Source organism: Epibacterium ulvae (assembly GCF_018678075.1).
GTDB lineage: Bacteria > Pseudomonadota > Alphaproteobacteria > Rhodobacterales > Rhodobacteraceae > Epibacterium > Epibacterium ulvae_A.
Genome location: NZ_JAHHIR010000099.1, coordinates 1 through 6,411, shown reverse-complemented (window position 1 = coordinate 6,411; position 6,411 = coordinate 1). Strand labels below are relative to the sequence as shown.

5 protein-coding genes are annotated in these 6,411 nt (G+C 54.1%); all 5 read left to right on the top strand.

Features of this window, described 5'->3' with window-relative positions; genetic code table 11:
* Positions 1-311: 311 nt before the first annotated feature.
* Genes KMP13_RS20735 through KMP13_RS19350 form a run of 5 tightly spaced genes read left to right on the top strand, consistent with a single transcriptional unit; the run spans position 312 to position 6,229 of the window.
* Positions 312-2,126, top strand: a complete 1,815-nt coding sequence (locus tag KMP13_RS20735) for an NAD-dependent epimerase/dehydratase family protein (RefSeq protein ID WP_251363964.1) — start codon at positions 312-314, stop codon at positions 2,124-2,126.
* Positions 2,119-2,892, top strand: coding sequence for a glycosyltransferase family 2 protein (locus tag KMP13_RS19365; protein ID WP_215267675.1), 774 nt, complete (start codon positions 2,119-2,121; stop codon positions 2,890-2,892). The genes KMP13_RS20735 and KMP13_RS19365 overlap by 8 nt, the downstream gene beginning before the upstream one ends.
* A complete protein-coding gene (locus tag KMP13_RS19360; protein WP_215267674.1) occupies positions 2,889-4,088 on the top strand; it encodes a DegT/DnrJ/EryC1/StrS family aminotransferase in 1,200 nt (399 codons plus the stop codon). Before KMP13_RS19365 ends, KMP13_RS19360 begins: the two co-directional genes overlap by 4 nt.
* Before the next feature lie 40 nt (positions 4,089-4,128).
* Entirely contained in the window at positions 4,129-5,250 is a 1,122-nt protein-coding gene (gene gmd / locus KMP13_RS19355) for a GDP-mannose 4,6-dehydratase (protein WP_215267672.1), read from the top strand.
* Entirely contained in the window at positions 5,216-6,229 is a 1,014-nt protein-coding gene (locus KMP13_RS19350; protein WP_215267670.1) for a GDP-L-fucose synthase family protein, read from the top strand. The genes gmd and KMP13_RS19350 overlap by 35 nt, the downstream gene beginning before the upstream one ends.
* The last annotated feature ends 182 nt before the right edge of the window (positions 6,230-6,411 follow it).

Sequence of the window (6,411 nt, the reverse complement as noted above, 5' to 3'; positions counted from 1 at the left end):
GAGATGGGCACATCGGAACTACATCGAACCAGCATCCTGTTGGCAGCCGTCGCGCTGACCACGAACCGAAGCATGTACCCAAAGGACCTCAGTCAAAGGCTGTGAGAGAAAGCAGCGCGGACGCGACGAACTAAAAGCACCGCTCCGGCGGATCAGTTTGTTTGCGTGGAATCTCTTGACAGAAGTGCTCCCGTTACCGAAGGCCTGAACCTAAGAGACTTCGCTATTAACTCGAATTAAATCCCAGTGCTTTAATTCAAATTTTAGCGCGCCGCAGACGCGTAAAGCTGAATTAAACTGAGAGTCGATAGATGCGTGTGTCATCCAACAATCTTCCCGATACGTCGGCACCGGAACGCCCTCTTGTCACGGTTTTTTGCGCGGTCTGGCACAAACAGCCCAACAAGCTGGAACTTCTGAGATCGCATTGGGAAAATCTAAAACAGCAATCTTTGCCGGTAGAACCGTGCTACATCTTTGACAATGGTGACACGCCCCCTGACTGGCTTGAAGCCCCGTGGCACTCATTTTCCCAACCTCTCACGATCTATCAAGCCTGGAGCGCCGGAGTTGCATTGGCGCAAACGCGCTACGTGATGAACCTCAACATGGACGATCGGCTGGCGACAAATGCCGCGGAACTGCTGTTTAACGAGCTGCTTGAGCAGGGCACCGCGTTGATCGGTGGGGAGTGGCTGATCTGTTTTGATGACAGTTTCCAAAATGAAAGCTTCGAGGCCACTGAAGCGGATGAAACTGTCTTCCAGCCCGAATGGCCCCCTCAACCTGGTGAAAACCTGCGTCTGGGCAGTGGGACCGGGGAACGCGGCACTCTTGGCCCCGCAACCATGTGGGATCTGGCGCAAACAAAGCGCTGGTATCCGACGTACTTTGGCAATGAAGAACCGATTCTGTCGATCGGAGACGCCCTTTTCTGGGAACACCTGAGCCGCTTGGATCTAAACAAGACCCGTATTCCTCAGGTGATCGGGCGCTATTATTCATCAATTGAGTCACAGGCGGAATTCCGTCAGAACAATGACTTTGAAAACCTCGAAGCATTCGGTGTTCACAAAGTTTCCTTTGTCCATCAGATCGCGATGCCAGACGTCGACGAAACCACCGAAGAAGACGGATTCGACGCGGCCAAACCTAGAAGTTTGATTGAAACGCACAGCCGGAAACTCGCCACACGTTATTTGGAGATGTTACGCGGTCCGCAGCAATCATCGGTGCCGTCGCAACAGGTGCCTCACTCCGCAAAGGCGTCTGAAATCGCCACGCGCGGCCGGGTCTTTGTCACCGGGAGCGGTGGCATCCTCGGGCAGCATGTTTGCGCAAGGCTACAGGAGATCGCACCTGGCTGGGAGATCCTGCGTAACACTGCCGATCTCACGGATTTAACGGCCACCACGAAAGAACTACTGGCGGCCGGTCCATTGGATCTGGTTATCCATCTTGCAGCACTTGTGCCCGTGGATGCGGTTTTGGCAGATCCTGCCAAGGGATTTGCCGTGAATGTGGGCGGCACCATCAACTTACTGGCCGCCTTGGCCCATTGCGAGGACGGCGGCAAGGCAGGGCAATCAACAACTGACGACAGCGCGCCCAGAGCACGTTTGCTGTGTTGTTCCTCGGGCCATGTCTATGCAAGCCACCCCAGCCCTATTTGTGAAACCGATCCAACAGATCCGATTTCAGTTTACGGGAAAAGCAAACTGTTGGCTGAACAGGCCGCACGTGAGATCTGCGAGGATACGGGGCGTCATCTATGTGTGCCGCGGCTGTTCTCGATCCATGATCCACAACAGCAGGGTTCCTTTTTGCGTCCAACGTTGGAACGCCGCTTGGCCGACGCGGATCCCGAAGCGCCGTTTGAACTGAACGGTGCCGATAGCCTGCGCGACTTCCTGACTGCTGAAACTGCCGCACAGATCCTGGTTGATCTCGCGTTGAGTGAGGCAGAGGGCGTTGTCAACGTGGGATCAGGCACACCACAGCGTGTCGCAGATTTTGCACAATCTCTGGCCCCCTTCCCGCTTAACATCAAATCTACTGGTACCCCAAACAACTTGGTGCCCGATGTGTCGCGCCTGCGCACCCTGATTGGAGAAAACAATGTCTGAAACCGTCTCAATCGTTATTCCGACGTTCAACCGCGCGGATATGCTTCCCAAGGCCATCGACAGCGCATTGGCACAAACACACCCGTGCGAAATTATCATTGTAGATCACGGCTCTACGGACAGAACGCCCGAAGTCGTTGCCGCATATGAAGACAAAGTCACCTATGTCCGTCGCAAACGCGATTTTGGACCGCATTTTTGCTGGCTCGAAGGCGTTTTGCATGCCAACGGCACCTATGTCCATTTGCAATATGACGACGATTGGATCGCCAATAACTTCATTGAAAAATGCCTCAGCGTGATGGCCGAGGACGTCGGTTTTGCATTTAGCGGCGCCGAAGTCATCGACGATAGCAATGGCAGTCAAGTGATGACACAGTTTTTGGAATGGCTGCCCTCCACCGGTATTTTCGAAAACCATTTGGCCGAGGACAAGATCGTTGGCTCCTTGATTTCACCTGGTGCGGCTCTGTTTCGCAAACAAGTGCTGATCGATGCACTCTACCAAGGTGGGCTACCGCTGCAGGCCAGCGATTACCACGGCGTTGGACCCGACATCTTTGCGTCGCTCCTGTCCATGTTGCGATATCCCAAGCTAGGGTTTGTCAAAGAACCCCTTGCAAGCTTTCGCTCCCATGACGGCAGTATAACGATAGACGCCCTGAAAGACGCCCAAAAGAAGCAGGATCTCACCGCTGCCTATAACGAGGTGCGCGCCTACTACATCGAACTAAAAGCCATGCAAATGGTGCGCGCGACACAATGATCACTGAGAGCGCCGTTAAACCAGTTCTTCTCGCGGAAGAGACCATCTCGCAGGCAGATCTCGTGTCGACAACAGACTGGATGCTGGCTGGCAACAGGTTGACCAAAGCAGAAATGACCGCACAGTTTGAGGCCGAGTTTGCTGAGTGGATGGGGTGCAATCACGCAGTTTTTGTAAACTCGGGTTCTTCGGCAAACCTATTGATGATCTACGCCGCCAAGGAAGCTGGACGCCTGCGCAACAACAAAGTCATAGCCCCGGCTGTGAGCTGGGTGACCACGGTGTCGCCCTTGATGCAGTTGGGTTTTGATGTCCGCCTTTGCGATTGTGATCCGGGCAATCTTGGGCTCGATCTCGATCACCTGGAGGCCTTGTGCCGGGATGAGGCACCATCGATGTTGATATTGGTGCACGTGCTGGGCCATGCCAACCACCTGCGTGAAATCAAGTCGATCTGTGAACGGTATGACGTGGTCTTGCTCGAAGACAGTTGCGAGGCACTGGGGTCTGTGGTTGATGGGCGAAAACTGGGCGGCCACGGTCTTGCGGGAAGCTTCTCATTTTACTACGGCCACCACATCTCCACAATCGAGGGGGGCATGGTGGTCACCGATGATGCCGAGCTGCATCAAGTGATGCTGTCGTTGCGGTCGCATGGATGGAGTCGTGATCTTGCGCCTCAACGTCAGGCAGACCTTCAGCAAACGCATAAAATCGATGAGTTCCGCAATCTTTATACGTTCTACTACGCGGGCTTCAATCTGCGCTCGACCGATCTTCAGGCCTATATCGGTTTGCAGCAGCTCAAGAAACTGGATCAGATTTGCGAAACGCGCGCGCGCAACTTTGAAACCTACGCGCAGTTGTTGCCGGATTTCTATTCCCAATCCAGTAATGCGGAACTTCTTTCATCGTTTGCCTATGGCACTTTGGTGGAAAACCGAATGGACGTCGCTGGTGCATTAAAAGAAGAGAAGATCGAATGTCGCCCGTTGATCTGCGGCAACATCGCCCGGCATCCGTTCTGGGTTCGCGCCTATGGGTCACAGACCTTACCACAGGCAGATCTGATCCATGATTACGGGATCTACCTGCCCAATCACCACAACTTAACCACAGAAGATATCGCGCGCGTTGCCGAATGTTTCAACGCCGTCGCCCGCCCGCTTGGGCAGTCGCTAAAGATGAGCGCCTGACGGGCAAAACCTTCTGTTCAAATAGAAATTGAGGACACCTATGGCTAAACGTGCACTCGTAACCGGAGTAACCGGACAAGACGGTTCATACCTGGCGGAGTTTCTTCTCAAGAAAGGCTACGAAGTACACGGTATCAAACGTCGTGCATCTTCCTTCAACACCGATCGTGTTGATCACCTTTATCAGGATCCCCATATCGATAATGCCCGGTTCAAGCTGCATTACGGTGACCTGACAGATACCTCCAACCTGACACGGATCATTCGTGAAGTAGAGCCGGACGAGGTGTACAACCTTGGCGCTCAGTCCCATGTCGCCGTCTCATTTGAGGCACCGGAATACACCGCTGACGTGGATGCCATCGGCACCCTGCGACTGCTGGAGGCGATCCGCTTTTTGGGGATGGAGAAGACAACAAAATTCTACCAAGCATCGACATCCGAACTCTATGGTTTGGTGCAGGAAACTCCACAACGCGAAACCACGCCATTTTATCCGCGGTCACCCTATGCCGTGGCCAAAATGTACGCCTATTGGATCACTGTGAATTACCGCGAAGCCTATGGCATGTATGCCTGCAACGGCATTCTGTTCAATCACGAGAGTCCACGCCGCGGCGAGACATTTGTCACGCGCAAGATCACCCGTGGTTTGTCGAATATCGCGCTGGGGCTTGAACCGTGTCTCTATATGGGCAACATCGACTCGCTGCGCGACTGGGGTCATGCAAAAGACTATGTACGCATGCAGTGGATGATGCTGCAGCAACAAGAGGCCGAAGATTTTGTGATCGCAACGGGTGTGCAGTACTCTGTTCGTCAGTTTATCATTTGGGCGGCGGCAGAGGTCGGCTTGACGTTGGAATTCATCGGCACCGGCATGGATGAGGTGGCAAAGGTGGCTGATATCAATGGCGACAAAGCGCCCGGCCTCAATGTTGGCGACGTCATCATGCGTATTGACCCGCGCTACTTCCGCCCGTCCGAAGTCGAGACACTGCTTGGCGATCCGACCAAAGCGAAGGAACGGCTTGGTTGGGTTCCGGAAATAACCACCCAGGAAATGTGCTCAGAAATGATGACCGAAGATCTCAAAGCCGCAAAACGCCACGCTCTACTCAAAGAACATGGCATGGACATTCCTGTGTGTTACGAAGGCTAATACCGTGAAGATCTACATAGCAGGTCATGGTGGAATGGTTGGCGGCGCGATCCTGCGTCGGCTGCAGGCCCGACGTGCCAACGGGCAAAGCCTCGAGTTGGTCACCTGTGATCGGGCCAGTTTGGATCTGACCAACCAAGCCCAAGTGCAGGCGTTTTTTCAAGCGACTTCCCCGGACCAAGTCATCTTGGCTGCGGCACGTGTCGGCGGCATTGTCGCCAACAACAGCTACCCTGCGCCGTTCATCTATGACAACCTGATGATCCAATGCAACGTAATCAACGCAGCCTATCACGCTGGCGTCACTCGGCTGTTGCAGCTCGGGTCGAGTTGCATCTATCCCCGCGAGGCAGAGCAACCGATCACTGAAACCGCTCTGCTGACTGGCCCTCTGGAGCCAACAAACGAACCCTATGCGATCGCGAAAATCGCCGGGATCAAATTGTGTGAGAGCTACAATCGACAGTACGGTGTCGATTATCGTTCCGTGATGCCGACCAACCTTTACGGTCCCGGAGATAACTTCCACCCAGAGCATTCCCATGTGCTGCCCGCATTGATCCGCAATTTCCACGCCGCAGTCGTTGCCGGAGACCCAAGCGTGACCATTTGGGGGTCAGGCCGCCCATTGCGCGAATTCATGCATGTGGATGACCTGGCCGAAGCGGCGCTCTTTGTGATGGATCTTCCTCAAGAAACCTACAAAAGAGAAACCCGACCGACATTGTCGCATGTCAACGTAGGGTGTGGCGAAGAGATCTCGATCCTGGAGCTGGCCCGATTGGTGGCCAAGATTGTTGGGTTTCAAGGGGCGATTTTGACGGACACGAACCGCCCCGACGGCACTCCACGCAAACTGATGGATGTTTCAACGCTCGAAAAGTTGGGCTGGACGGCACACATCAAACTTGACGCGGGAATTCGACAGACATACGAATGGTACCTCGCACAAGACGCCACGAGCTTGCGGTACAATTAGCTGTAGTGGTTCAGATGTGATCTGACAGTTGGCCGTTTTTCTGGCGGCGTCTGACAGGTCAGTCTCAAGATCGAATGCCGGGTCGGATCAGCCTTCTTTCTGACGATGCAATTGATCTGATCCTACGCGAAGCGCGGTCCCACTAAGCAGTGACCGACAAACTGACCTGAGCCCCTAAAACT

Coding starts and splice junctions, on each gene's coding strand:
- KMP13_RS20735 (WP_251363964.1), top strand. CDS start 312: ATGCGTGTGTCATCCAACAATCTTCCCGATACGTCGGCACCGGAACGC.
- KMP13_RS19365 (WP_215267675.1), top strand. CDS start 2,119: ATGTCTGAAACCGTCTCAATCGTTATTCCGACGTTCAACCGCGCGGAT.
- KMP13_RS19360 (WP_215267674.1), top strand. CDS start 2,889: ATGATCACTGAGAGCGCCGTTAAACCAGTTCTTCTCGCGGAAGAGACC.
- gmd (WP_215267672.1), top strand. CDS start 4,129: ATGGCTAAACGTGCACTCGTAACCGGAGTAACCGGACAAGACGGTTCA.
- KMP13_RS19350 (WP_215267670.1), top strand. CDS start 5,216: ATGGCATGGACATTCCTGTGTGTTACGAAGGCTAATACCGTGAAGATC.